Annotated in this window: 24 protein-coding genes; 15 read left to right on the top strand and 9 right to left on the bottom strand. The window is 49.4% G+C overall.

Features of this window, described 5'->3' with window-relative positions:
- Window positions 1-73: 73 nt before the first annotated feature.
- From rsxA to gstA, 9 genes are all read left to right on the top strand, one after another.
- Window positions 74-655 carry an electron transport complex subunit RsxA gene (gene rsxA, locus AC0IXI_RS10965; RefSeq protein WP_034455395.1) on the top strand — a complete coding sequence of 194 codons (582 nt, stop codon included), beginning with the start codon at window positions 74-76 and terminating at the stop codon, window positions 653-655.
- Complete coding sequence (gene rsxB, locus AC0IXI_RS10960) at window positions 655-1,233, top strand: electron transport complex subunit RsxB (RefSeq protein ID WP_064511743.1); 579 nt, start codon at window positions 655-657, stop codon at window positions 1,231-1,233. The genes rsxA and rsxB overlap by 1 nt, the downstream gene beginning before the upstream one ends.
- Window positions 1,226-3,517 (top strand): electron transport complex subunit RsxC, encoded by a 2,292-nt coding sequence (rsxC, locus tag AC0IXI_RS10955; RefSeq protein WP_471682399.1) that lies wholly within the window; start codon window positions 1,226-1,228, stop codon window positions 3,515-3,517. Before rsxB ends, rsxC begins: the two co-directional genes overlap by 8 nt.
- Window positions 3,518-4,567 (top strand): electron transport complex subunit RsxD, encoded by a 1,050-nt coding sequence (gene rsxD / locus AC0IXI_RS10950; RefSeq protein WP_471682398.1) that lies wholly within the window; start codon window positions 3,518-3,520, stop codon window positions 4,565-4,567. It begins immediately after the preceding gene.
- A 9-nt stretch (window positions 4,568-4,576) separates the two neighbouring features.
- Complete coding sequence (rsxG, locus tag AC0IXI_RS10945; protein WP_471682397.1) at window positions 4,577-5,203, top strand: electron transport complex subunit RsxG; 627 nt, start codon at window positions 4,577-4,579, stop codon at window positions 5,201-5,203.
- A complete protein-coding gene (locus AC0IXI_RS10940; RefSeq protein ID WP_064511747.1) occupies window positions 5,200-5,889 on the top strand; it encodes an electron transport complex subunit E in 690 nt (229 codons plus the stop codon). The genes rsxG and AC0IXI_RS10940 overlap by 4 nt, the downstream gene beginning before the upstream one ends.
- Entirely contained in the window at window positions 5,886-6,521 is a 636-nt protein-coding gene (gene nth / locus AC0IXI_RS10935) for an endonuclease III (protein ID WP_134182287.1), read from the top strand. The genes AC0IXI_RS10940 and nth overlap by 4 nt, the downstream gene beginning before the upstream one ends.
- 615 nt (window positions 6,522-7,136) lie before the next feature.
- Window positions 7,137-8,645 carry a dipeptide/tripeptide permease DtpA gene (gene dtpA / locus AC0IXI_RS10930; RefSeq protein WP_064511884.1) on the top strand — a complete coding sequence of 503 codons (1,509 nt, stop codon included), beginning with the start codon at window positions 7,137-7,139 and terminating at the stop codon, window positions 8,643-8,645.
- A 110-nt stretch (window positions 8,646-8,755) separates the two neighbouring features.
- Window positions 8,756-9,358 (top strand): glutathione transferase GstA, encoded by a 603-nt coding sequence (gstA, locus tag AC0IXI_RS10925; RefSeq protein ID WP_064511749.1) that lies wholly within the window; start codon window positions 8,756-8,758, stop codon window positions 9,356-9,358.
- Window positions 9,359-9,402: 44 nt separating this feature from the next.
- Here the strand turns inward: gstA and pdxY are convergent, their stop codons facing one another.
- The 5 genes from pdxY to anmK form a co-directional block, all read right to left on the bottom strand.
- Window positions 9,403-10,263: a pyridoxal kinase PdxY gene (pdxY, locus tag AC0IXI_RS10920; protein WP_064511750.1), complete on the bottom strand. Its 861-nt coding sequence runs from the start codon at window positions 10,261-10,263 to the stop codon at window positions 9,403-9,405.
- A 99-nt stretch (window positions 10,264-10,362) separates the two neighbouring features.
- Window positions 10,363-11,637, bottom strand: coding sequence for a tyrosine--tRNA ligase (tyrS, locus tag AC0IXI_RS10915; protein WP_064511751.1), 1,275 nt, complete (start codon window positions 11,635-11,637; stop codon window positions 10,363-10,365).
- 142 nt (window positions 11,638-11,779) lie between these two features.
- Entirely contained in the window at window positions 11,780-12,436 is a 657-nt protein-coding gene (gene pdxH, locus AC0IXI_RS10910; RefSeq protein WP_413498165.1) for a pyridoxamine 5'-phosphate oxidase, read from the bottom strand.
- Between the two features lie 182 nt (window positions 12,437-12,618).
- On the bottom strand, window positions 12,619-12,942 hold the full coding sequence (mliC, locus tag AC0IXI_RS10905) for a C-type lysozyme inhibitor (RefSeq protein ID WP_151995865.1): 324 nt from the start codon (window positions 12,940-12,942) through the stop codon (window positions 12,619-12,621).
- A 161-nt stretch (window positions 12,943-13,103) separates the two neighbouring features.
- Window positions 13,104-14,225 (bottom strand): anhydro-N-acetylmuramic acid kinase, encoded by a 1,122-nt coding sequence (gene anmK / locus AC0IXI_RS10900; RefSeq protein WP_471682396.1) that lies wholly within the window; start codon window positions 14,223-14,225, stop codon window positions 13,104-13,106.
- 282 nt (window positions 14,226-14,507) lie between these two features.
- Here anmK and slyB point away from each other — a divergent pair, with 282 nt between their 5' ends.
- Window positions 14,508-14,975, top strand: coding sequence for an outer membrane lipoprotein SlyB (gene slyB / locus AC0IXI_RS10895; protein WP_064511755.1), 468 nt, complete (start codon window positions 14,508-14,510; stop codon window positions 14,973-14,975).
- 104 nt (window positions 14,976-15,079) lie between these two features.
- Here the strand turns inward: slyB and slyA are convergent, their stop codons facing one another.
- Window positions 15,080-15,520 (bottom strand): transcriptional regulator SlyA, encoded by a 441-nt coding sequence (slyA, locus tag AC0IXI_RS10890; RefSeq protein WP_034455381.1) that lies wholly within the window; start codon window positions 15,518-15,520, stop codon window positions 15,080-15,082.
- 174 nt (window positions 15,521-15,694) lie between these two features.
- Here slyA and AC0IXI_RS10885 point away from each other — a divergent pair, with 174 nt between their 5' ends.
- The 3 genes from AC0IXI_RS10885 to AC0IXI_RS10875 are packed head-to-tail and all read left to right on the top strand — an operon-like array spanning window position 15,695 to window position 18,822.
- On the top strand, window positions 15,695-15,931 hold the full coding sequence (locus AC0IXI_RS10885; protein ID WP_034455380.1) for a DUF1656 domain-containing protein: 237 nt from the start codon (window positions 15,695-15,697) through the stop codon (window positions 15,929-15,931).
- A 3-nt stretch (window positions 15,932-15,934) separates the two neighbouring features.
- Window positions 15,935-16,792, top strand: coding sequence for an efflux RND transporter periplasmic adaptor subunit (locus AC0IXI_RS10880; RefSeq protein WP_064511757.1), 858 nt, complete (start codon window positions 15,935-15,937; stop codon window positions 16,790-16,792).
- Window positions 16,793-16,800: 8 nt separating this feature from the next.
- Window positions 16,801-18,822 (top strand): FUSC family protein, encoded by a 2,022-nt coding sequence (locus tag AC0IXI_RS10875; protein ID WP_471682395.1) that lies wholly within the window; start codon window positions 16,801-16,803, stop codon window positions 18,820-18,822.
- Window positions 18,823-18,824: 2 nt separating this feature from the next.
- Here AC0IXI_RS10875 and sodC read toward each other — a convergent pair whose 3' ends face one another.
- The 3 genes from sodC to AC0IXI_RS10860 all read right to left on the bottom strand — a co-directional run bounded on the left by sodC (window position 18,825) and on the right by AC0IXI_RS10860 (window position 20,621).
- A complete protein-coding gene (sodC, locus tag AC0IXI_RS10870) occupies window positions 18,825-19,346 on the bottom strand; it encodes a superoxide dismutase [Cu-Zn] SodC (protein WP_471682394.1) in 522 nt (173 codons plus the stop codon).
- Between the two features lie 81 nt (window positions 19,347-19,427).
- Entirely contained in the window at window positions 19,428-20,324 is an 897-nt protein-coding gene (locus tag AC0IXI_RS10865; protein ID WP_034455376.1) for an aldo/keto reductase, read from the bottom strand.
- 57 nt (window positions 20,325-20,381) lie between these two features.
- Window positions 20,382-20,621, bottom strand: a complete 240-nt coding sequence (locus AC0IXI_RS10860; protein WP_064511760.1) for a DUF1289 domain-containing protein — start codon at window positions 20,619-20,621, stop codon at window positions 20,382-20,384.
- Window positions 20,622-20,805: 184 nt separating this feature from the next.
- Between AC0IXI_RS10860 and eptA the strand changes: the two genes are divergently transcribed.
- A complete protein-coding gene (eptA, locus tag AC0IXI_RS10855) occupies window positions 20,806-22,434 on the top strand; it encodes a phosphoethanolamine transferase EptA (RefSeq protein ID WP_471683225.1) in 1,629 nt (542 codons plus the stop codon).
- Window positions 22,435-22,505: 71 nt separating this feature from the next.
- Window positions 22,506-23,105 (top strand): TetR/AcrR family transcriptional regulator, encoded by a 600-nt coding sequence (locus AC0IXI_RS10850; RefSeq protein ID WP_064511761.1) that lies wholly within the window; start codon window positions 22,506-22,508, stop codon window positions 23,103-23,105.
- Window positions 23,106-23,134 lie beyond the last annotated feature (29 nt).

Raw genomic sequence — 23,134 nt, 5'->3', positions numbered from 1 at the left:
CTATAAACGCCCAGTTGTCGTCATCTTGCGGTTAGACGATAATAGGCGGCTTTTTTTGTTTCAGGTCTCATTCATGACAGATTATCTGCTGCTCTTTGTTGGTACGGTTCTGGTCAATAACTTCGTATTAGTGAAGTTTCTTGGCCTGTGTCCGTTTATGGGCGTTTCCAAAAAACTGGAGACGGCTATTGGCATGGGGCTGGCGACCACTTTTGTACTGACTCTGGCGTCAATTTGCGCCTGGCTGGTCAATGAGTTGATCCTTATTCCTCTTGATCTGGTCTATCTGCGCACCCTGGCGTTTATTCTGGTGATTGCAGTAGTCGTGCAATTTACCGAAATGGTAGTCCGTAAAACCAGCCCGGCGCTCTATCGCCTGTTGGGTATCTTTTTGCCGCTAATCACCACTAACTGCGCGGTACTTGGTGTTGCGTTGCTAAATATCAATCTCGGTCATAACTTCCTGCAATCGGCACTTTACGGTTTTTCAGCAGCGGTAGGTTTCTCACTGGTAATGGTGCTGTTTGCTGCGATTCGCGAACGCCTTGCGGTAGCCGATGTTCCTGCACCTTTTCGCGGTAATGCCATCGCGCTTATCACCGCAGGCTTAATGTCTTTGGCGTTTATGGGCTTTAGCGGGTTGGTGAAGTTCTGATGAGTACGATTTGGATTGCTGTGGTTGCTCTGGGCCTGTTAGGCCTGATATTCGGGCTTATCCTGGGTTATGCCTCGCGCCGCTTTCAGGTCCAGGAAGACCCTATCGTTGATAAAATCGATGAATTGCTGCCACAAAGCCAGTGCGGGCAATGCGGCTACCCGGGTTGCCGTCCTTATGCGGAAGCCGTCGGCAATCAAGGTTCGAAGATCAATCTGTGCGCCCCTGGCGGTGAAGCCGTGATGCTAAAGATCGCCACGTTGCTAAACGTCGACCCGCAGCCGATTGAAGGCGATGCAGTAGCCCAGGAGCCTGTGCGCATGTTGGCGGTTATCGACGAACCCAACTGTATTGGCTGCACAAAATGTATTCAGGCCTGCCCGGTTGATGCCATTGTTGGCGCGACCCGCGCCATGCATACCGTTATTAGTGACCTTTGCACCGGATGCAATTTATGTGTCGACCCATGTCCTACGCGCTGTATTGAGCTACGACCGGTCGAAACCACCACAGAAAGCTGGAAGTGGGATCTGCAAACAATCCCGGTTCGTATCATTCCGGTGGAGCAACATGCTTAAGCTATTTACCCGTTTTAAAAAAGATAAAATCTGGGATTTCGATGGTGGTATTCATCCACCAGAAATGAAAACTCAGTCCAACGGCACGCCACTACGCCAGGTTCCGTTACCGCAAAAACTGGTTATTCCTTTGAAGCAGCACATTGGTGCTGAAGGCGAACTGTGCGTAAAACCTGGCAATTATGTGTTACGAGGGCAACCTTTGACTCGTGGGCGTGGCCGTATGCTACCTGTTCACGCCCCGACATCCGGAACCGTAACCGCCATTGCCCCCCACTCCACTGCCCATCCTTCTGCGCTGGCTGAACTCAGCGTAATTATTGAAGCCGATGGTGAAGATAAGTGGATTGAGCGTGATGGCTGGCAGGACTACACATCCCGCAGCCGCGATGAGTTGATTACCCGCATTCACCAGTTTGGTGTTGCAGGCTTAGGTGGCGCTGGTTTCCCGACCGGGAATAAATTACAAGGCGGTGGCGATAAAATCGACACGCTGATTATCAATGCTGCCGAGTGCGAACCGTACATCACTGCCGATGACCGTCTGATGCAGGATTGCGCCGCGCAAATCATCGATGGTGTGCGAATTCTTGCGCATATTTTGCAACCGCAGCGCGTGCTAATTGGCATCGAAGATAATAAACCGCAGGCGATTTCTATGCTGCGTGCGGTGCTCTGCAACACACAGGGTATTGAACTGCGGGTGATCCCGACCAAATACCCGTCCGGTGGAGCAAAGCAGCTGACGCAAATTCTGACGGGTAAGCAGGTTCCACAAGGTGGCCGTTCCTCAGATATCGGTGTGCTAATGCAAAACGTCGGTACTGCGTTTGCGGTAAAGCGCGCCATTATCGACGGCGAGCCGTTAACCGAGCGCGTGGTGACGTTGACGGGCGGTGCAGTTCAACAGCCAGGTAATGTCTGGGCACGATTGGGGACCCCTGTTCGTCATCTGCTCGATTTTGCCGGATTCCGTCCAGGGCACGATCAGCAAGTGATTATGGGTGGCCCACTGATGGGCTTTAGCCTACCGTGGCTGGATGTGCCAGTCGTCAAAATCACCAACTGTTTGCTGGCACCTAACGCCAATGAAATGGGTGAACCGCAAGAAGAACAGAGTTGCATTCGTTGCAGCGCCTGTGCCGACTCCTGTCCAGCAGATTTGCTACCCCAACAACTTTACTGGTTCAGCCGAGGCCAACAGCACGATAAAGCTCAGGCTCATAATCTTAAAGACTGCATCGAATGTGGTGCTTGTGCCTACGTCTGCCCCAGCAATATTCCGCTAGTGCAGTATTTCCGTCAGGAAAAGGCTGAGATCCGCGAAATCGAGTTGGAAGCCAAACGAACAGCTGAAGCGAAAGTACGCTTTGAAGCACGCCAGGCTCGTCTTGAGCGCGAAAAGGCTGCTCGTCTTGAACGCCATAAGCAGGCAGCTGTTCAACCGACAGCGAAAGACAACGATGCTATCCAGGCGGCCCTTGCCCGAGTGAAAAACAAAAAAGCTCAGGGTAGCGAGCCAATTGTTATTCAGCCAGGGAGCCTGCCTGATAACCAGCAGGTGATCGCGGCGCGTGAAGCGCGCAAAGCGCAAGCTCGGGCGCGTCAGGCAGAAAAGGAAGCGCAAGACACTGTGACTGAGACTGCCAGCCCGGACCCACGCAAAGCGGCTGTTGAAGCAGCTATAGCGCGTGCCAAAGCCCGTAAAGCGGCACAATCGCATGAAACAACAGCAGATACTGAAGCCGCTGAGGTCGAAACCATCGACCCTCGCAAAGCGGCCGTTGAAGCAGCTATAGCGCGTGCCAAAGCCCGTAAAGCGGCACAATTGCATGAAACAACAGCAGATACTGAAGCCGCTGAGGTCGAAACCATCGACCCTCGCAAAGCGGCCGTTGAAGCAGCTATTGCCCGTGCCAAAGCCCGTAAAGCGGCGCAATCGCATGAAACAACAGCAGATACTGAAGCGGCTGAGGTCGAAACCATCGACCCTCGCAAAGCGGCCGTTGAAGCAGCTATTGCCCGTGCCAAAGCCCGTAAAGCGGCGCAATCACATGAAAAAACAGCAGATCCTGAAGCCGCTGAGGTAGAAACCATCGACCCTCGCAAAGCGGCCGTTGAAGCTGCTATTGCCCGGGCCAAAGCCCGTAAAGCGGCCCAGGCTGAACAACAATCTGTAGAAACACCTGCCGAAGAACAAGATCCGCGCAAAGCCGCGGTGGCTGCCGCTATTGCCCGTGTTCAGGCACGTAAAGCTGCGCTTCAAATGGCATCAGAGGAATAGATGGTTTTCAAGATAGCAAGCTCCCCTTATACCCATAACCAGCGCAGCACCTCACGGATTATGCTGCTGGTGACCTGGGCCACGTTGCCTGGCATGGCAATGCTTTGGTATTGGTTCGGCTGGGGTAGTCTGGTGCAAATAGCATTAGGCGTTCTGACTGCAGTTGCTGCAGAGCTGTTGGTACTTAAACTTCGCAAACAACCGCTGAGAATCCTCGGTGACAATTCTGCGGCGTTAACCGGTCTGCTGCTAGGGATGAGCATTCCACCATTTGCCCCGTGGTGGATGGTGGTACTAGGAACCGTTTTTGCGGTGATAATCGCAAAACAATTGTATGGCGGACTTGGTCACAACCCATTTAACCCGGCAATGGTCGGTTATGTGGTGTTGCTGATTGCCTTCCCGGTACAAATGACATCGTGGTTACCGCCACACACACTGGCTGCTACGGTTCCAGGCTTTGCTGATTCGCTGCACGTTATTTTCTCCGGCTCTACTCTCGCTGGCGACACTATGACGCAATTGCGCATGGGTATTGATGGGATAAGTCAGGCAACACCACTGGATACCTTTAAAACAGGCATGCGCGCCGGGCATTCCGCCAACGATCTGTTACAAGAGCCAATTTATAGCGGTGTACTGGCTGGTATCGGCTGGCAATGGGTTAACCTCGCGTTCCTGGCGGGCGGCCTGTTCATGCTTATCAAAGGTGCCATTCGTTGGCATATTCCAGTTAGTTTCCTGCTCACACTTACGGTGTGTTCCACGCTCGGCTGGATGTTTGCTCCGGAAAAATGTGCATCTCCTCTGATTCATCTGTTTTCGGGTGCCACTATGCTCGGCGCATTTTTCATTCTCACCGACCCGGTCACAGCGTCGACCACCAATCGTGGACGCTTGATTTTCGGTGCGCTGGCAGGATTACTGGTCTGGTTGATTCGTACCTTTGGTGGTTATCCGGATGGTATTGCTTTCGCCGTTTTGCTGGCAAACATCACTGTACCGTTGATTGATTATTACACCCGCCCACGTGCTTACGGGCATCGCTAAGGAACCGTCATGCTAAAAACGATGCAAAAACATGGCGTTACTTTGGCTCTGTTTGCGATATTGGCAACCGGACTAACTGCGGTCGTCAATGCCTTAACGAAAAACACTATCGAACAACAAGCTGTTGCACAGCAGAAGCTATTGTTTGATCAGGTGATTTCGACCGATATCTATGACAACAATATTCAGGCCAGCTGTGTCGTCGTCAATGATTCACCATTAGGCAAAGGCGAACGCCATATTTATGTGGCGCGTAAAAGTGAACAGCCAGTTGCGGTTGTCATGGAAACCACCGCCCCTGACGGTTATTCTGGCGCCATTCAATTACTGGTCGCGGCTGATTTTAACGGAAAAGTGTTGGGCTCACGTGTCACTGAACACCATGAAACCCCCGGCCTTGGCGATAAAATCGAAACACGTCTGAGTGACTGGATCACGCATTTTGCCGGTAAGACAGTTCAAGGCAATGATGATTCAAGCTGGGCGGTAAAAAAGGATGGCGGTCAGTTTGATCAGTTTACCGGTGCGACCATTACCCCTCGCGCAGTTGTCAATGCGGTAAAACGAGCGGGATTATTCGCCAAAACACTGCCATCGCAAGTTGATAATCTTCCAGCCTGTGGAGCTCAACCATGAGCGAAGTAAAAGATATTGTCGTTCAGGGATTATGGAAAAATAACTCGGCTCTGGTGCAGTTATTAGGCCTTTGCCCACTGTTGGCGGTCACCTCTACTGCCACCAACGCTCTTGGCCTTGGACTTGCGACTACGCTGGTATTAGTGTTAACCAACAGTGCCGTATCCGCCCTACGTCGTTGGGTCCCGACAGAAATTCGTATTCCAATTTATGTCATGATCATCGCCTCGGTAGTTAGTACCGTTCAGATGCTGATCAATGCCTACGCTTACGGTTTGTATCAATCGTTGGGGATTTTCATTCCATTGATTGTTACAAACTGCATCGTTATTGGTCGAGCCGAGGCGTTTGCTGCAAAAAATAGTGTGCCGCTTGCCGCTTTGGATGGTTTAGCCATTGGCATGGGTGCCACCAGCGCAATGTTTGTTTTAGGCTCGTTGCGTGAAATTATTGGTAATGGGACGTTGTTCGATGGTGCCGATGCGCTGCTGGGTAGTTGGGCAAAAGTCCTGCGCATTGAAGTTTTCCACACTGATACCCCTTTCCTGTTGGCAATGTTGCCACCCGGCGCATTTATCGGACTGGGTTTAATGCTGGCAGTTAAGTATCTTATTGATGAAAAAATGAAAACGCGCCGCGCAGCGCAAGCTGCCGCAATGGAAGGTAATCCTGAGAAAGCGTTATGAATAAGAGTAAACGGTTAGAGATCCTCACGCGCCTGCGTGACAACAATCCTCACCCTACCACTGAGTTACAATTCAGTTCCCCCTTCGAATTATTAATAGCCGTGTTGCTATCAGCCCAGGCGACGGATGTCAGCGTCAATAAGGCAACGGCGAAGCTCTATCCTGTGGCTAATACACCACAGGCTATGTTGGATCTGGGTGTTGACGGTATTAAGTCATACATCAGAACCATTGGCCTTTTTAACAGTAAGGCCGAGAACGTCATCAAGACATGCCGGATGTTGATTGAGCTGCATAACGGTGAGGTCCCCGAAGACAGAGCGGCACTCGAAGCATTGCCGGGCGTTGGTCGCAAAACAGCCAACGTGGTGCTTAACACTGCCTTTGGATGGCCCACTATCGCCGTAGATACTCATATCTTCCGTGTATGTAACCGCACCAACTTTGCTCCGGGCAAGAACGTTGAGCAGGTCGAGGAAAAACTACTGAAAGTGGTTCCGGCAGAATTTAAAGTCGATTGCCATCACTGGCTCATTTTGCACGGCCGTTATACCTGTATAGCTCGCAAGCCGCGCTGTGGTTCGTGCATCATTGAAGATCTGTGTGAATTCAAAGAGAAAGTCGATATCTAATCCCCTTCCCACCTGCTGCGTAAGTGGCAGGTTAGTTTCTTGTTCATTCCCACATCGCTGCCTGCCGCATCTAATCTATTGTTTTATTCTACGAATCATTACCGTTTCGGTTTAATCATGTGGTGAATAATCACCCCAACAGGTAAATCGTTTTTTTACGATAAGAATTTTCCATAAATATGTGACACAGATCACACTGATAACTCAATGTTAAATTTAGGTCATCAAAATGAAACAAATAACCTCGCATTCCTCAGTGATTAGCTAACTTAAGCAGTACAATAGGCTGCACAAATCTTTACACCCCGCCCATATCACTACACATTCGACCATAAAGCAGAATATATAACTAAAATGAATTTTTTTAGCATTACCAAAGAGAATAAATCGGCAAAGCGCATTTTGATAAAATTTAACGCTGAATAACAATTTGCTTTTTGGAGCTTTATTCCGCGAGAGATATATGTAACAGAGTATTACAAACCCCTTGCCTGAAGCCGCAGGATAGTGAACATTACCCGCCGTTTCCCCTTTCTTATAACTAAAAAAGCGAATGCCGCTGGCATGACGCTTAGAAAACTCCTGTTAAATTGGGATGTAAAAAAAGAGGTATATGTGTCGACTGCAAACAAGAAACCAGCAGAAAGCATTAGTCTGAATGCTTTCAAACAACCTAAATCGTTCTATCTGATTTTCTCTATCGAATTGTGGGAGCGTTTTGGCTACTACGGTCTGCAAGGTATTATGGCCGTTTACCTGGTCAAAATGCTGGGTATGTCCGAAGCTGACTCCATCACCCTGTTCTCCTCCTTCAGCGCACTGGTCTATGGAATGGTCGCTATCGGTGGTTGGTTAGGCGATAAAGTTCTCGGCACCAAGCGCGTCATTGTGCTCGGTACTATCGTACTGGCTATCGGTTACGCGCTGGTAGCTTACTCCGGTCACGATGTGGCTGTGGTGTATATGGGTATGGCGACTATCGCTGTGGGTAACGGTCTGTTTAAGGCTAACCCATCCTCCCTGCTTTCTACTTGCTACGATAAAGATGATCCGCGTTTGGACGGTGCATTTACTATGTACTACATGTCCATCAACATCGGTTCATTCTTCTCTATGCTTGCCACTCCATGGCTTGCAGCGAAGTATGGCTGGAGCGTTGCGTTCTCCCTGAGCTTCGTGGGTATGCTGATCACTTTAGTGAACTTTATGTTCTGTAAGAAGTGGGTCAAAAACCACGGTTCTAAACCTGACTTCCAGCCGGTGAATTTTGGCAAACTGGGCGCCACTATTGTGGGTGTTCTGGTGCTGGTTACTGCGGCAACCTGGCTGCTGCACAACCAAGGCATCGCACGTATGGTTCTGGGCGTAGTCGCTCTGGGCATCGTGATTATCTTTGCTAAAGAAGCTTTCGCAATGCAGGGCGCGGCTCGTCGTAAGATGATTGTTGCCTTCATTCTGATGGTTGAAGCAATTGTGTTCTTCGTGCTGTATAGCCAAATGCCAACCTCTCTGAACTTCTTTGCGATTCGTAACGTTGAGCACTCCATTCTGGGTGTGATGTTCGAACCTGAGCAGTTCCAGGCACTGAACCCATTCTGGATCATGATTGGTAGCCCGATTCTGGCTGCTATCTACAACAAAATGGGCGACCGCATGCCGATGCCGCACAAATTTGCGTTCGGTATGATCCTGTGTTCCCTGGCCTTCCTGGTGCTGCCACTGGGTGCGAAATTCGCATCTGATGCCGGTATCGTATCTGTAAGCTGGTTGATTCTGAGCTATGCGCTGCAGAGTATCGGTGAGCTGATGATTTCCGGTCTGGGCCTGGCTATGGTTGCACAGCTGGTTCCACAGCGCCTGATGGGCTTCATCATGGGTAGCTGGTTCCTGACTACTGCTGGTGCTGCAATCATTGCAGGTAAAGTTGCGAACCTGATGGCTGTTCCAGAAAACGTAACCGACCCACTGCAATCACTGGCTGTATATGGTCACGTGTTCATGCAGATTGGTATTGCTACCGCTGTTATCGCGGTTCTGATGATGCTCACTGCGCCTAAGCTGAACCGTATGGCACAGCAGGTTGACGAAAAAGCTGAGACCTCTAAGGAAACAGCTACCGCGTAATGTAGCGGGGAACATGTTATTTTCAGCCGTTAGCTTTTATCGCTAACGGCTTTTTTTTGCCCATATGCGCACTAACATAGGGTATCTTAGCGCCCCATAGGAGTTCAGTAATGAAACTGTATTATAAAGCTGGTGCCTGTTCCCTCTCCCCACACATTATCCTGCGCGAAACCGGTGTTGATTTCTCACTGGTGAAAGTCGATTTAGCCGCAAAGACAACCGAAGCTGGTGATGATTACCTTGAAATTAATGCCAAGGGCCAAGTCCCGGCACTGCTGCTAGACGATGGTTCACTGCTGACAGAAGGCGTGGCAATTGTGCAATACCTGGCAGATAAAGTGCCTGACCGCCAGTTACTTGCCCCTTCAGGTAGCATGACGCGCTACCACACGCTGGAATGGTTGAACTACATCGCCACCGAACTGCATAAAGGTTTCTCGCCATTGTTTAACCCGGCAACGCCTGAAGAGTTCAAAACCATTACTCGAGCAGCGCTTGAGAAGAAATTTAAATACGTTAACGAAGAGTTGAACGATAAACAGTGGCTGATGGGGCTGCGCTTTAGCGTGGCAGATGCGTATCTGTTTACTGTGTTGCGCTGGGCAGGCGCGGTCAAGTTAGACCTGGAAGGCTTGACCAATATCGATGCGTTTATGGAACGAATGAAAGCGCGTCCGGCTGTTGCGGCGGCTCTAACGGCTGAAGGGATTTAACGAGTCGGTAATTGAAAACGCCCTCTGTTGAGGGCGTTTATGTTTTATAGCTTCACCGCGGTGAAATAATGCTCTGGTTTCGCAATGCCTTCCTGGGCCGCAACCAGTTGCAGTTCGTACTCTTCCATTTTCTTCGTCACGACCATAATGTCATAAACCGCAGCAGTGACATGTTCCAGAGCCTCACGAAGCGTTGCACCCTGCAACAATTTAACCAACAGCAGACCACTGGTCACATCGCCAACGCCGACGGGCTGACGTTCGCCAAAATCCACCAGCGGACGGTGAATATGCCAGGCTTCGTCCGCAGTCACCAACAACATCTCAAAGCGATCCTGCTGATATGCCGCACGCGCAAGGTGTTTCACCAACACGATTTCCGGGCCTTTCGCGATGAGTTCTCTCGCAGTCGAAACCGCTTCATCAACAGAGTTAACCGCATGACCGCTCAGGATCTCAAGCTCAATCAGGTTTGGGGCAATAATATCACTGGCTGGCAACGCATAGCGCGTATGGAATTCGGCAACACCAGGGGCGACGATGCAGCCTTTTTCAGGATGGCCCATTACCGGGTCGCAAAAATACTTCGCCTGCGGATTGGCCTCTTTCGTTTTACGAACAATAGAAAGAATATGTTCGCCCTGCTCAGCAGAGCCAAGGTAACCACTCAACACCGCGTCACAACGTTTAAGCTGCCCGATGTCCGCAATTCCTTGCACAATGTCGCTTAGGTGGCTGGCAGGCATCACGCTACCAGTCCATTTTCCGTATTGGGTATGGTTGGAGAACTGAACAGTGTTCAATGACCATACATTGGCGCCCAGACGGCGCATCGGGAATTCGGCGGCACTATTGCCTGCGTGACCGAAAACCACATGGGACTGGATGGCAAGGATGTTTTTCATTTTTCTACTCGGATGGAACGATATTGGTTCTGGTTGTGTGTAAACAAATCGACTAAAAATAAAGGGCGTGGTTTCCCACGCCCTTCTGATCTTTCTTAATTACTTCCAGCAAACGAGGCAGTAATTTTTCTTACCCCGGCGCAGTAAGGTGTAGCGATTGAACAGAATATCGCTATCAGCAAAGGTATATTCCGGGTCAGACTGCTTCTCACCGTTGATGGTAATAGCATTTTGCGCGATGGTTTTACGCGCCTGACCACGAGATGGTTGCAGTTCGGAATCAACCAGAGCTTGTTGCAAATCAGCCCCACGATCCATTTCAACCATCGGTACACCATCCTGAGCCAGTTGCTCAAGGTCGGCTTCAGTCAAATCGCTTAGGTTGCCGTTAAACAGGCTGGCGGTAATACGTTTAGCCGCTTCAAGACCTTCTTCGCCGTGAACCAGGCGAGTCACCTGCTCTGCCAGTACGTACTGTGCACGTGGTGCAGTGCCGCTATTTTTATCTTCTTCTTCCAGCGCGTCGATTTCTTCGAGGCTCATGAAGGTGAAGAATTTCAGGAAGCGATATACATCAGAGTCAGCGGTGTTGATCCAGAACTGGTAGAACTTGTACGGGCTGGTTTTCTTCGGATCAAGCCATACTGCGCCGCCTTCGGTTTTACCGAATTTGGTGCCATCTGATTTAGTAATCAACGGTACAGTCAGACCAAACGCTTGTTGCTGATGCAGACGGCGAGTTAAGTCGATACCGGAGGTGATGTTACCCCACTGGTCGGAACCGCCAATTTGCAGCACAACGCCGTGCAGTTTGTTCAGGCATGCAAAGTCATAACCTTGCAGCAGATTGTAGGAAAACTCGGTAAAGGAGATACCTACATCGTCACGGTTCAGACGCTGCTTCACGGCTTCTTTGTTAATCATCTGGTTAACAGAGAAGTGTTTGCCGATATCACGCAGGAAGGTCAGCACGCTCATGCCGCCAAACCAGTCGTAGTTATTCGCCGCAACGGCTGAGTTTTCGCCACAATCGAAATCGAGGAACGGTGCAACCTGGCGGCGGATTTTTTCCACCCACTCTTGCACGGTATCTTCAGTGTTGAGTTTACGCTCAACGGCTTTAAAACTTGGGTCGCCAATCAGACCTGTCGCACCACCCACCAGTGCAACCGGTTTGTGGCCTGCTTCCTGGAAGCGTTTCAGGCACAGCAGTGGAACCAGATGGCCCAAATGCAAGCTGTCAGCGGTAGGATCGAAGCCGCAATACAGCGCAATTGGCCCTTGCGCCAGTCGCTGTGCTAACGCTTCTTCATCCGTTACCTGGGCGACTAAGCCCCGCTCTTGCAATTGTTTTATCAAATTGATGCCTGCCATCAAATTCTCCATCTATATACGACTGCACCTTTACCGGTACACGGTTTTTCGCCTGGTGGCGAAAGGAGTTAATTTCTTAGGGGACATATAATAGAGAGCTGGCACGTGGAGTACCAGCGCTTAACACAACAAATTCCCGATGCTACGGAGCCAGGCGGTCTATTTTCCAGGCTTCGCCTTCGCGCTGGTATAAAAAACGATCGTGCAGACGGTGTTCGCCACCCTGCCAGAATTCCATTTGCTCAATTGTTACGCGATAACCGCCCCAGAAGCTCGGCAGTGGAATTTCGCCTTGCTGGAATTTCTGTTTCAGCTCGAGGAATTTACTTTCCAGAATACCGCGCGCGGAAATACGGCTGGACTGTTTTGAAACCCAGGCGCCAATCTGGCTATCGCGCGGGCGACTGTGGAAATATTTCATCACTTCAAGAGTCGATAAACGCTCCGCTGTACCTTGTACCATCACTTGGCGATCCAGCATATGCCACGGGAAATGCAGGCTGATGCGCGGATTAGTTTCCAGATGATGTGCTTTGCGGGAACCGAGGTTGGTGTAAAACACCAAACCCCGGTCATCGAAATGTTTGAGCAACACAATGCGCTGATACGGCTGGCCGCTTTCATCAACGGTTGCCACGACCATCGCGGTAGGGTCGGCAAGTTTTGCATCACATGCCTGAGCTAACCATCGTTCAAACAAAGGCAGAGGTTGTTCGGTAAGATCATTGCGGCGCAAACCACCTTTGGTGTATTCGCGGCGCAAATGTGCAATTTGTTGCAAAGAGTCGTTATCAGACATGGCTTTACGTCAGGCAATTGTCAGGTGGAGCTATTGTGCGCTCCACCCTCAAAAATCTCTACTCAAAATAACTCAGGTTGCAGGCAGGCGGTAAACGAACGAGGCCCCAGGAGCTTACTTGAGTAAGTAACTGGAATGAGTAAGCGCAGCCAACGCCCCTGCAACTTGAAGTATGAAGAGTATCAATGTTTCGGATTTTGAAGCTGGCAATTATCCAGCACGACCGTGTCTTTGCGGTACACCGTTGCGGTATCACCTTTCGACCAGAATACATAAACACCATCGGTATAGCGCGTACCTGATGCGGACAAACCTTGTGTCAGCGACAAATATTCGTTGTCATAAACAAAGTTCACCATCTGCTTTTGGTTATTTAATTTAACGGTAAGCGGTTTTTCATCACACTGATATTGCAGAGTATCCGTCTGCATCTTCTCAACAAAGGTGTTGTAGTAGCTACATCCTGAAAGCATGAAGGGAATGGCGGCAATAAGTAGTTTTTTCATCTGCATGTCCTGAAGTTCTTTTTTTATAGCGGGGGATAGTACCGTCCCCCATTACCTTCAGTTTAGAGATTTAGTGCGGTAGTGAATTTCAGTTAACTCTGATTATGCTCATCATAATTCAAGTTACCTTTTTGTTGGCGACGTTCAGCCGCGCGAACTAACTAAGGTAAGTACAGCGGGTTGGCTGGGAAAATTGCGCCAATCACGCTTGCTGCAGACGCCCCAGTGACCGAAGGCAAGTTTCCTGGCAGACCTGACATAGTACGATAAGCAAGCCAGGCGAATGCCAGCGCCTCCATATCGTCACCGCTAATTCCGGCCTCATCTGTCGTCGTGACTTCGATACCTGGCAGCAACCCACTCAAACGGGCCATCAACAATGGATTACGGCTTCCACCACCGCATACCATCAGCCGCTCACAACCGCCGCTTAGCAATACTTGCTCTGAAATAGTAACAGCTGTCAGTTCCGTGAGCGTTGCCTGAATATCTTCACCAGCAAGCCCCGGGAATGCGGCTAACTGGCGCTCAAGCCATCCATAATTGAAATACTCACGGCCAGTGCTCTTTGGCGCAGGCATGGCAAAGTATGGATCGCTAAGCATCTGCTGCAATAATGGGAGAATGACTTTGCCGCTGCTCGCCCATTGGGCGTTTTTATCATACGCTTTACCGCGTTGACGCCAGATCCACGCATCAATAAGCATGTTTCCCGGGCCAGTATCAAACCCTCGAACTGGCTGTTCAGGGATAAGCAGAGAGAGATTAGCGATCCCGCCAATATTTAACACCATGCGATGTTCCGAGGGATGCGCCAGCAAAGCATGATGGAACGCAGGCACCAGCGGAGCACCCTGCCCACCCAAAGCCATATCCCGACGGCGGAAATCACCAACCACAGTCACGCCTGTACGCGCAACGATTTGATTGTTATCCCCAATTTGCATGGTATGCGCCGCTTCACCTTGTGGCTCGTGCCAGACGGTTTGCCCGTGGCAGCCAATTGCGGTGATATCTGTATAGGTAAGGCCCTGGTTGTTCATCAATGTCTGAACAGCTTCAGCAAATAATTTACCAAGGCGATTATCAAGTTGGCCGAGCTGAGAAAGGGTTAATGCCTGCCCCTGGCAAATCGCCAGAATGGCATTTTTTATCTCTAAAGGAATGGGATGGCTGTAACTTGCCTGTTGTGCAACAAGATGTTCATCAATCGCGGCCAGAACGACATCAATCCCGTCCAGGCTGGTGCCTGACATCACACCGATATAACGCCCTGATTTCATCTGTTACTCCTTTCGACTTACCAAATTGGGGATAAACTCAACCATAAACTAGCATTCTATGCGATGGTTACTTAATAATTTTTAACAAAAATACTCTATAAATAGGTATTGATGGCGCTATTACATTTATTTATGAATGGTTGATACTCGGTTAAGTGAGGCTTTTCTAATATGAATGCTATTAATAGTCTGAACTTATTTTAAATTCAGCACCTAAATACCATATAATTTAGCCATGAAGGATGCTCAGTTGAGCGTTTCAAGTGTTCAGGAGAGTCACAAATGATTTCACGTATACTGGTAGTCTCGTTAGTTGGGTTAACTCTGGCTGGTTGCGCTAACACCAGCTCACTTTCAGGCGACGTATATAGCGCTTCTGATGCTAAACAAGTACAAAGCGTCACTTATGGTACTTTGGTATCTGCACGCCCGGTTCAGATTCAGGCCGGTAATGATTCAAATGTGATGGGCGCAATTGGTGGCGCTGTGCTGGGTGGTTTCCTGGGTAACACTGTTGGTGGTGGTACAGGTCGTTCACTGGCTACCGCTGCGGGCGCAGTGGCAGGTGGTGTAGCGGGTCAGAGCGTTCAGGGTGCGATGAACAAAACTCAGGGTGTTGAACTGGAAATCCGTAAGGACGATGGCAACACCATTCTGGTCGTTCAGAAACAGGGTGATACCAAATTTACTGTGGGCCAACGTGTAAGACTTGCCAGCAACGGCAGCCAGGTTACCGTTTCGCCAAATTAATTATGAAGGGTGACTTGTTTACAGGTCACCCCTCTTCGCATCTTTGCTAGCCAAATAATCAAAACAGAAAACCTCACCGAATGATGAGGCTTACAATAAAAAACTTATTCTTTCGTCTGCAAATCAACGATATTTTTTTCCAGCCGATTTATCAAATTAAGCAACAGCGTCTGTTCTTCAGCGTTGATACCTAACAAAATTTCCTCGCGCGTTTTCTTGATAACCGTCTCCATCTCATTGATGATAGGCTCAGCACGCTCAGTGAGTTTGATGCGTTTTGCCCTACGATCATTCGCGCAGGTTTGACGAGAAATCAGCCCTTTCTCTTCGAGTTGATCAAGCGTTCTGACCAGTGATGGTTGCTCTATGCCGATCGCTTTGGCCAACTGAATCTGCGACTGCTCGGGCGGCAACTGATGAATATTATGCAGCGTAACCCAATGTGTCTGTGTCAATTCCAGAGGTTTCAGGCGATGGTCAATCAGAGCACGCCAAATGCGCACCAACCGTGCCAGATCTGATCCTAATGGCGATTCCAATTTCATCTCCTTATAATTAGCTTGCTAACTTATTATACTGATTTTAAACTATTGTGCAGGCTTTACTTGAAAAAACAAAATCCTTATTTTTGCTGATGTTATGCAACCAGCTATACTTTTAGTTTACATCTAAGTCTGGGGAAACGGCAGTCTTCCCGCTATTTTAAAGGATTATCTGACGTGAGCTTCAATTTTTTAACATCAGGGCTACCTCTTCAGGACCTGGTGTTTGGCGCTTCTATCTATTTCCCTCCTCTTTTTAAAGCGGTTATCGTCGGCTTTTTTATCTGGTTAATTTTGCATCACCTGCTGCGTGACTGGATGTATTCCGGCGAGATCTGGCATCCAACGTTGATGGATTTGTCATTATTCTCGCTGTCAGTTAGTGCAGCCCTTGTAATTCTGGTGGTGTGGTAAAGCATGAATATGAAAACAATAAAGTACTTTTCCACGCTAGTGATTTTCGCAGCAGCCATAATTGTTGGCTGGCTGTTATGGAATTATTACATGCAATCCCCCTGGACGCGAGACGGGAAAGTCCGGGCGGAGCAAGTCAGCATCACACCGCAAGTGTCCGGAACGATAACTCAGCTGAATATTGAAGATAACCAGTTCGTCAAAGCGGGAACGGTTCTATTCACCATTGATGCAACGCCTTATCACATCGCGCAGCTTAATGCCGAGGCGCAACTCGCTCAGTCTCAGTCCGAACTGTCAAAAGCCAGCAATGAAGCGAATCGCCGCAAAAACCTGCCACGCAACTACATTTCCGCCGAGGATATGGACACGGCAAATATTAATGTCAAAGCCGCGCAAGCTGCCGTAAAAGCCGCTGAAGCTACCGTTGAACAGGCGAAATGGCAGATTTCTCAAACAACAGTTACCGCTCCTGTTGATGGCTGGGTAACCAATCTTTCAACGCGTACCGGTAATTATGCGACCTCAGGACAGCCCGTATTTGCGCTGGTCGACAGCCATTCTTTCTATGTCGTGGGGTATTTTGAAGAAACCAAACTGCGCCATATTCATCCCGGTGATCTAGCAGAAATTGTGCTCTATAGCGGGAATGTGCCGTTATCAGGCAAGGTGCAAAGTATTGGCCGCGCCATTTATGACCAAAGTGTTGAAAGCGACAGTGATTTGGTGGCGGATATCAAACCCAATGTGCCCTGGGTGCGCCTTGCTCAGCGCGTGCCTGTGCGCATTCAGCTAAACCAAATCCCACAAGGTATTACGCTGGTTTCCGGTACCACCTGCACCGTTTCAATTAAACACTGAATCAAGCGATGAAACTCTCGTCACTGGCATGGAAAAACACGCCCTGGGGGAAAGCAAACGCCGGGCAATGGCGTTATGCCCTGCGAAATGCCATTGCGATGTGCCTCGCATTAACCATCGCTTACTACCTGGATTTAGATGAACCTTATTGGGCGATGACCTCAGCAGCGGTCGTCAGTTTCCCCACTGTTGGTGGCGTGGTCAGTAAAAGTCTCGGACGAGTCGCCGGTAGCCTGATTGGCGCGATGGCATCTTTGATTATTGCGGGAAACACACTTAACGACCCCTGGTTGTTTACCTTTGCGATGGCATCCTGGCTCGCACTCTGCACCTGGAGCTCCAGCCATTTCCAGAACAACGTAGCCTATGCTTTTATGCTGGCGGGCTACACCGCTGCGATCATCGCTTTCCCGATGGTCAATACCGTCGAAACAACCCAGCTTTGGGATATCACTCAGGCACGAGTTTGCGAGGTAATAGTCGGGATTTTGTGCGGTGGATTTATGATGATGGTGCTGCCCAGTACTTCAGATGGCACCACCCTTCTTAGTGCGTTGCGAAATATGCATGCACGGTTGTTAGAGCACGCATCAATGTTGTGGAAACCAGAAACCACAGATGCCATTCGAACTGCGCACGAAGGTGTCATTGGGCAGATTCTAACCATGAATCTATTGAGAATTCAGGCGTTCTGGAGCCATTACCGCTTCCGCCGTCAGAATAATTTGCTCAATTATTTAATCCATCAACTATTACGTCTGACCAGCGTAATCTCAAGCCTTCGACGAATGCTAATGAACTGGCCAAATCCTCCGGAAAACCTGTGGCCGGTTCTTGAAGCATTGATTAATGAGCTGGCGCGGGAAGGCACCCATAAATATACCGTTGCCCGACTGTTGCAACAGATTGCCCCTGGGCCCGAAGCTGATTACCGTCATCAGGCATTCTGGCGGCGCCTGCGTTATTTCTGCTGGTTGTATCTGAACAGTAGCCGCTGGTTGCGTGAACTGGAAAATGCCTCCCCGGTTTCACAACTCACCCCGCCAAAAACGCCGCCGCTGGCACGTCATACCGATAATACCGAAGCATTGTGGAGCGCGTTACGTACCTTTTGCGTGATAACCGTAACCGGAGCATGGTGTATTAACACTCAATGGGACGCCGGGAGTGGCGCATTGTCGTTGGCGGCGATCAGCTGCGTGCTCTATTCGTCGGTCGCCTCACCGCTTAACTCACTTACGCTACTGATGCGCACCCTGTTATGGCTGTCGTTATTCAGCTTCCTGGTCAAATTTGGCCTGATGGTACAGATCACCGATCTCTGGCAATTCCTGATTTTCTTGTTGCCGCTGCTGGCGACAATGCAACTGCTGAAACTGCAACAACCCAAGTTTGCAGGGCTGTGGGGGCAATTAATTGTTTTCATGGGGTCATTTATCGCCGTCACTAATCCACCGGTTTATGACTTAGCTGATTTCCTCAATGACAATCTGGCAAAAGTCATTGGTGTCGGTCTTTCTTGGGTTGCGTTTTCAGTTCTTCGCCCAGGCTCCGACACACGTAAAGGCCGCCGTCATATTCGTGCCTTGCGGCGCGGTTTTGTCGATCAGTTAAGCCGTAAGCCGCAGCACTCTGAGAACCAGTTCGAATCGCTGGTTTATCACCACATCAGCCAATTAAGTAACAGTAAAGATGAAGTGGCGCGTCGCTGGTTGCTGCGCTGGGGAGTGGTTTTACTCAATTGTTCTCATGTGGTGTGGCAATTACGAGTATGGGAAACACGCTCCGACCCGCTCTCACAAGTGCGCGATGTGTGTATTCATACCTTGAGGGATGTCATGAGTGAGCGCGGAGTACAACAACGCTCGTTAGCAACCACGTTACAGGAATTGCAGCGAATGTCTGAGACACTCGCACATCATCACAATCCGGCAGCACGCGAGCTTGCGGGAATTATCTGGCGGCTCTACTGCTCACTTTCACAGCTTGAACAAGCGCCACCTGCCGGAACTCTGGCAGGCGGCCACTGATTTTATTGAATGACACCGCAAGCGTAACGTGCTCCACCACCACCAAGTGGTTTGGGTTGATCGGACATATTATCGCCGTCAACATGCACCATCAGTGCTTTGCGTTTTACTTCATCGAGCGTTTTCAGGCGCGGCGCTGTGACCGGTTCGGTAGCACTTCCATCGTTATCGACCACAAGTACAGGCAAATCACCCAGGTGTCCAACACCCATCGGCCCCATGTGTTTTCCAGTATGATCAGGATCCAAATGGCCACCAGCGGCCTCTGCAGCTGAAGGTTTGCCAGCTTTCATTGCAGGTTCACAGCTGCCATTGGTGTGAACATGAAAACCATGTTCGCCTGGAGGTAGAGTTCGGAGATCGGGCGCAAAGACCAGCCCTTTATCGGTTTCGGTGATTTTCACGGTACCAAGAGAGTGGCCAATCCCTTTTGGCGTGACGAGATTCATTTGAACTTCGGTACTCGCAGCCTGAACAGCCGCACAGCTAAACAGCGTTAAAAAAGCCAGACTTATTCGCTTCATATTAACTCCCGGATTCACGTTCAACCTGTTAAGCATAGGTCAGACAGGTTGAATCCTCCGGGAGATAACTGTTTTTGCGGGTTAAGGCACGTCGTAACCCAATGCAGCTTTACGGATACGGAACCACTGCTGGCGGCTCATATCCAGGCTTAAGGAATGAATTGCTGAACGCACGCGTTCGATTTTACCGGAACCGATGATTGGCAACGGTTTAGACGGCAGTCGCATCACCCACGCGTATACCACCTGTTCGATAGTTTCCGCGCCGATTTCATTTGCGACGGCTTGCAGCTCATCACGCAGCGGCTGGAACGCTTCGTCGTTAAACAGGCTACCGCCACCCAGGCATGACCATGCCATCGGATGTATGCGCAACTGTTGGCATTGGTCCAGCGTACCGTCGAGAATAGTAGGCTGATGAACCGGCGAGATTTCTACCTGATTGGTCGCAAGCGTGAATGGCAAACGCGATTGCAACAAAGCAAACTGCGCAGGGGTAAAGTTTGACACGCCAAAGTGACGCACTTTTCCACTCTGATGCAGCGAAGTGAAGGCTTCTGCAACTTCATCAGCATCCATCAAAGGATCAGGGCGGTGGATCAACAGAAGATCGAGATAATCGGTTGCCAGGTTCTCGAGCGATTTTTCAGTCTGGCTGATAATGTGTGATTTATCGGTAATGTAGTGACCCAGTGCGTGTCCTGGGTTTGCCGTAGTGGCAATACCGCACTTGGTGACAATTTCCATTTTGGACCGCAGGTGCGGTGCCAGGCGCATCGCTTCGCCAAATGCAGCTTCACACTGGTAACCGCCATAAATATCGGCGTGATCAGCGGTAGTAATTCCTAAGTCGACATGCTCTTCAATAAAGCTGGCTAGCTGTGGCGCGGACATGTTCCACTCCATCAAACGCCAATACCCCATGACCAGGCGTGAAAATTCCGGGCCCTGCGGGGAAATCGTAATGCGCTGTACCATAAAGCCTGTCCTCAGTAGTAAACGAATTCTGCGACTGAGTATAACGGCATCAAGGAATTAAAAAAGTGAGGGTTGTTGGGGTTCTTCAGGGGGAATGGTCTTGTTTGCTCGCAATTTACGCACTAACCGCTGGCGGCATAACCGCAGCACTTCTTGTTTTTGCCCATCGCTTAATTGCTGCCACTGAAATCGTTCATCACGGCTACGCATGCAGCCGCGGCAAAAACCGCGTTCATCTGACTGGCAGATCCCACGGCACGGGCTTTGAATTGGGAAAAATTCTAACTGTTCAGACACCCTCACACCTCTTTCGTCGCATTGCTTCAATTGAAGCCCGACAAATAAAATGTTGCAAGCGGTGCGGTAAATATTCTTAATGCTTGTCCCGCAAACAAAGATATGAATGAATTTTTGAAACTAAGGTTCACCTAATCTTTATTCATTAGTCTGTGCGCATTCTTTATGATCTTTTATGGCTGTTATGGAATCCCTGAAAAAGTTACAGTGTAACGATTCTAAATTTAATATTTGCTGTGCACTCTTCTTCACATTAATCAATTTCTTGTTCATAAAACGCACCTGGGAAATCATTGCTCCAGTTTCATTCCATAGCTGGCTCTTCGCAATTTCTGTACCGGTGGTGCTGTTCAGCGCCTGGTTAACTATTTTCAGCATGATAAACCTGCCGTGGTTGCGTAAACCTGTGCTGGTAATACTGATAATTGGCTGTGCTGCCAGTAACTATTTTATGTACACCTACGGAGCCGTCATCGACAAAAACATGATGACGAACGTTTTTGAAACCGACTCCCAGGAAGCCGTATCACTGATTACTCCGCAGTTGCTTATTTGGCTCAGCATTGCGGGAATCGTGCCTGCACTCATCCTGGCATCAATCAAAATCAAACCTTCACGATGGTGGTATACCCTCCTGACTCGGTTGGTAGGCGTTTTGGCTGGGTTGTTGATTATTATTCTTGTCGCATCCGTATTTTATAAAGACTACGCCTCACTGTTCCGTAACAACAAAGGGGTGGTAAAAATGGTGACTCCTGCCAACTACATTAGTGCGATAAGCCGCTACAGCTTGACCCGCTGGTTTGCCGGCGATCAAACGCTGGTAAAAATTGGTGAAGATGCGAAAAAAGGCACGTTGATTAGCCAACAGAAAAAGAAAACTGTAGTTGTCTTTGTTGTTGGAGAAGCCTCGCGCGCTGAAAACTATTCACTGAATGGTTACACCCGTGATACCAATCCTGAACTGAAAAAACGCGACGTTATTTATTTCCCTAACGCATCATCTTGCGGTACTGAAACGGCTATATCCGTTCCATGTATGTTCTCTAATATGCCACGCAAAAATTACGATGCATCGTTGGCTCGTCACCAGGAAGGGTTGCTTGATGTCATGGCACATGCAGGTATCAATCTGCTATGGCGTGATAATGATGGCGGCTGTAAAGGAGCTTGTGACCGTATCCCGCATACCGATATGACACAGTGGAATTTAGACGCGTTGTGCAAAGACAAATCCTGTTGGGATGACGCGATTCTACATCGCTTTGGTAACGTGCTGGATGGTTTGCAGCAAGACTCCGTCATTGTATTGCATCTGATGGGTAGCCATGGTCCGGCCTACTATCGCCGCTATCCGGATAAATTCCGCAAGTTCATACCAACGTGTGACAGTAACCAGATTCAGGATTGCGATCGCCAGTCGCTCATCAATACCTATGACAACACCATTTTGTACACCGATGATATTGTTAGCCGCACCATCGATGAACTGAACGCACATGGCGACAAATTCAATACCGCACTGGTCTATCTTTCTGACCACGGTGAATCGCTGGGTGAAAACGGTATTTATCTGCACGGCACGCCCTATATGCTGGCACCTTCGCAGCAAACGCACATTCCGTTCCTATTCTGGCTATCGAAAGATTACCAACGAAATTTTGCCGTCAATGCTGATTGCCTGGCAAAGAAAGCGGTTGCTGAACAAGTTTCTCAGGATAATATTTTCTCAACGCTGCTGGGAATGATGGATATTAAAACCTCAGAATATCAATCTAATATGGATATTCTTGCCACATGCCGTAAAGCCTGACTCTTCATGCGGCAGGAAAATCTGCCGCATGAGCCTTGCCTTAGACCGACTGGTCTATTACAGTCTTCCCCATGAACAGACATCCTGAACATGACACTCGTGAACACCTCCTTGCTACCGGCGAGCAGCTTTGTCTGCAACGCGGGTTTACTGGCATGGGATTGAGCGAGCTGTTAAGCACAGCTGAAGTACCGAAAGGCTCGTTTTATCATTACTTTCGGTCAAAAGAAGCGTTTGGCGTGGCGATGCTTGAGCGTTACTACACTGCTTATAACCTGCGTTTACAGCAGCACTTTTCCCACGATAGCGGTAATTATCGAGAAAAGTTGCTGGCCTGGTACCAGGAAACGGTGACATGGTTTTGCCAGCACGGCAGCTTGATCAGTTGTTTAACGGTAAAGCTTTCGGCTGAAGTGTGTGATCTTTCAGAAGATATGCGAGCGGCTTTGAACAAAGGTGCCGCAAAAATTGTCTCCCAGATTGCAGATGCACTGGAAAAAGGTGATGCCGAATCAAGCCTGAAATTAACCGGTTCAGCGTTAAGCCAGGCCCAGGTAATTTATGCTCTGTGGCTAGGAGCAAGTCTTCAGGCGAAGATTTCACGTAGCGCGGTACCGCTAGAATGCGCCCTCGCCCACGTAACTCAATTATTAGCGGAGCCTGTCTCCTGATAGGCTTTTATTTAATTCAGTACTTTTTA

Source organism: Buttiauxella sp. AC038 (assembly GCF_979253565.1).
Note: the sequence above shows the minus strand (reverse complement) of the source record. Positions and strands in the feature narration are given on the sequence as shown.

Bases quoted from the DNA above. Each gene is read 5' to 3' on its own strand.
- sodC (WP_471682394.1), bottom strand. From the start codon at position 19,346: ATGAAGCGAATAAGTCTGGCTTTTTTAACGCTGTTTAGCTGTGCGGCT.
- rsxC (WP_471682399.1), top strand. From the start codon at position 1,226: ATGCTTAAGCTATTTACCCGTTTTAAAAAAGATAAAATCTGGGATTTC.
- pdxH (WP_413498165.1), bottom strand. From the start codon at position 12,436: ATGTCTGATAACGACTCTTTGCAACAAATTGCACATTTGCGCCGCGAA.
- slyA (WP_034455381.1), bottom strand. From the start codon at position 15,520: ATGAAATTGGAATCGCCATTAGGATCAGATCTGGCACGGTTGGTGCGC.
- rsxA (WP_034455395.1), top strand. From the start codon at position 74: ATGACAGATTATCTGCTGCTCTTTGTTGGTACGGTTCTGGTCAATAAC.
- pdxY (WP_064511750.1), bottom strand. From the start codon at position 10,263: ATGAAAAACATCCTTGCCATCCAGTCCCATGTGGTTTTCGGTCACGCA.
- AC0IXI_RS10850 (WP_064511761.1), top strand. From the start codon at position 22,506: ATGAACAGACATCCTGAACATGACACTCGTGAACACCTCCTTGCTACC.
- tyrS (WP_064511751.1), bottom strand. From the start codon at position 11,637: ATGGCAGGCATCAATTTGATAAAACAATTGCAAGAGCGGGGCTTAGTC.
- AC0IXI_RS10940 (WP_064511747.1), top strand. From the start codon at position 5,200: ATGAGCGAAGTAAAAGATATTGTCGTTCAGGGATTATGGAAAAATAAC.
- AC0IXI_RS10875 (WP_471682395.1), top strand. From the start codon at position 16,801: ATGAAACTCTCGTCACTGGCATGGAAAAACACGCCCTGGGGGAAAGCA.
- mliC (WP_151995865.1), bottom strand. From the start codon at position 12,942: ATGAAAAAACTACTTATTGCCGCCATTCCCTTCATGCTTTCAGGATGT.
- nth (WP_134182287.1), top strand. From the start codon at position 5,886: ATGAATAAGAGTAAACGGTTAGAGATCCTCACGCGCCTGCGTGACAAC.
- anmK (WP_471682396.1), bottom strand. From the start codon at position 14,225: ATGAAATCAGGGCGTTATATCGGTGTGATGTCAGGCACCAGCCTGGAC.
- rsxG (WP_471682397.1), top strand. From the start codon at position 4,577: ATGCTAAAAACGATGCAAAAACATGGCGTTACTTTGGCTCTGTTTGCG.
- gstA (WP_064511749.1), top strand. From the start codon at position 8,756: ATGAAACTGTATTATAAAGCTGGTGCCTGTTCCCTCTCCCCACACATT.
- AC0IXI_RS10865 (WP_034455376.1), bottom strand. From the start codon at position 20,324: ATGGTACAGCGCATTACGATTTCCCCGCAGGGCCCGGAATTTTCACGC.
- rsxD (WP_471682398.1), top strand. From the start codon at position 3,518: ATGGTTTTCAAGATAGCAAGCTCCCCTTATACCCATAACCAGCGCAGC.
- rsxB (WP_064511743.1), top strand. From the start codon at position 655: ATGAGTACGATTTGGATTGCTGTGGTTGCTCTGGGCCTGTTAGGCCTG.
- slyB (WP_064511755.1), top strand. From the start codon at position 14,508: ATGATTTCACGTATACTGGTAGTCTCGTTAGTTGGGTTAACTCTGGCT.
- eptA (WP_471683225.1), top strand. From the start codon at position 20,806: ATGGAATCCCTGAAAAAGTTACAGTGTAACGATTCTAAATTTAATATT.
- AC0IXI_RS10880 (WP_064511757.1), top strand. From the start codon at position 15,935: ATGAATATGAAAACAATAAAGTACTTTTCCACGCTAGTGATTTTCGCA.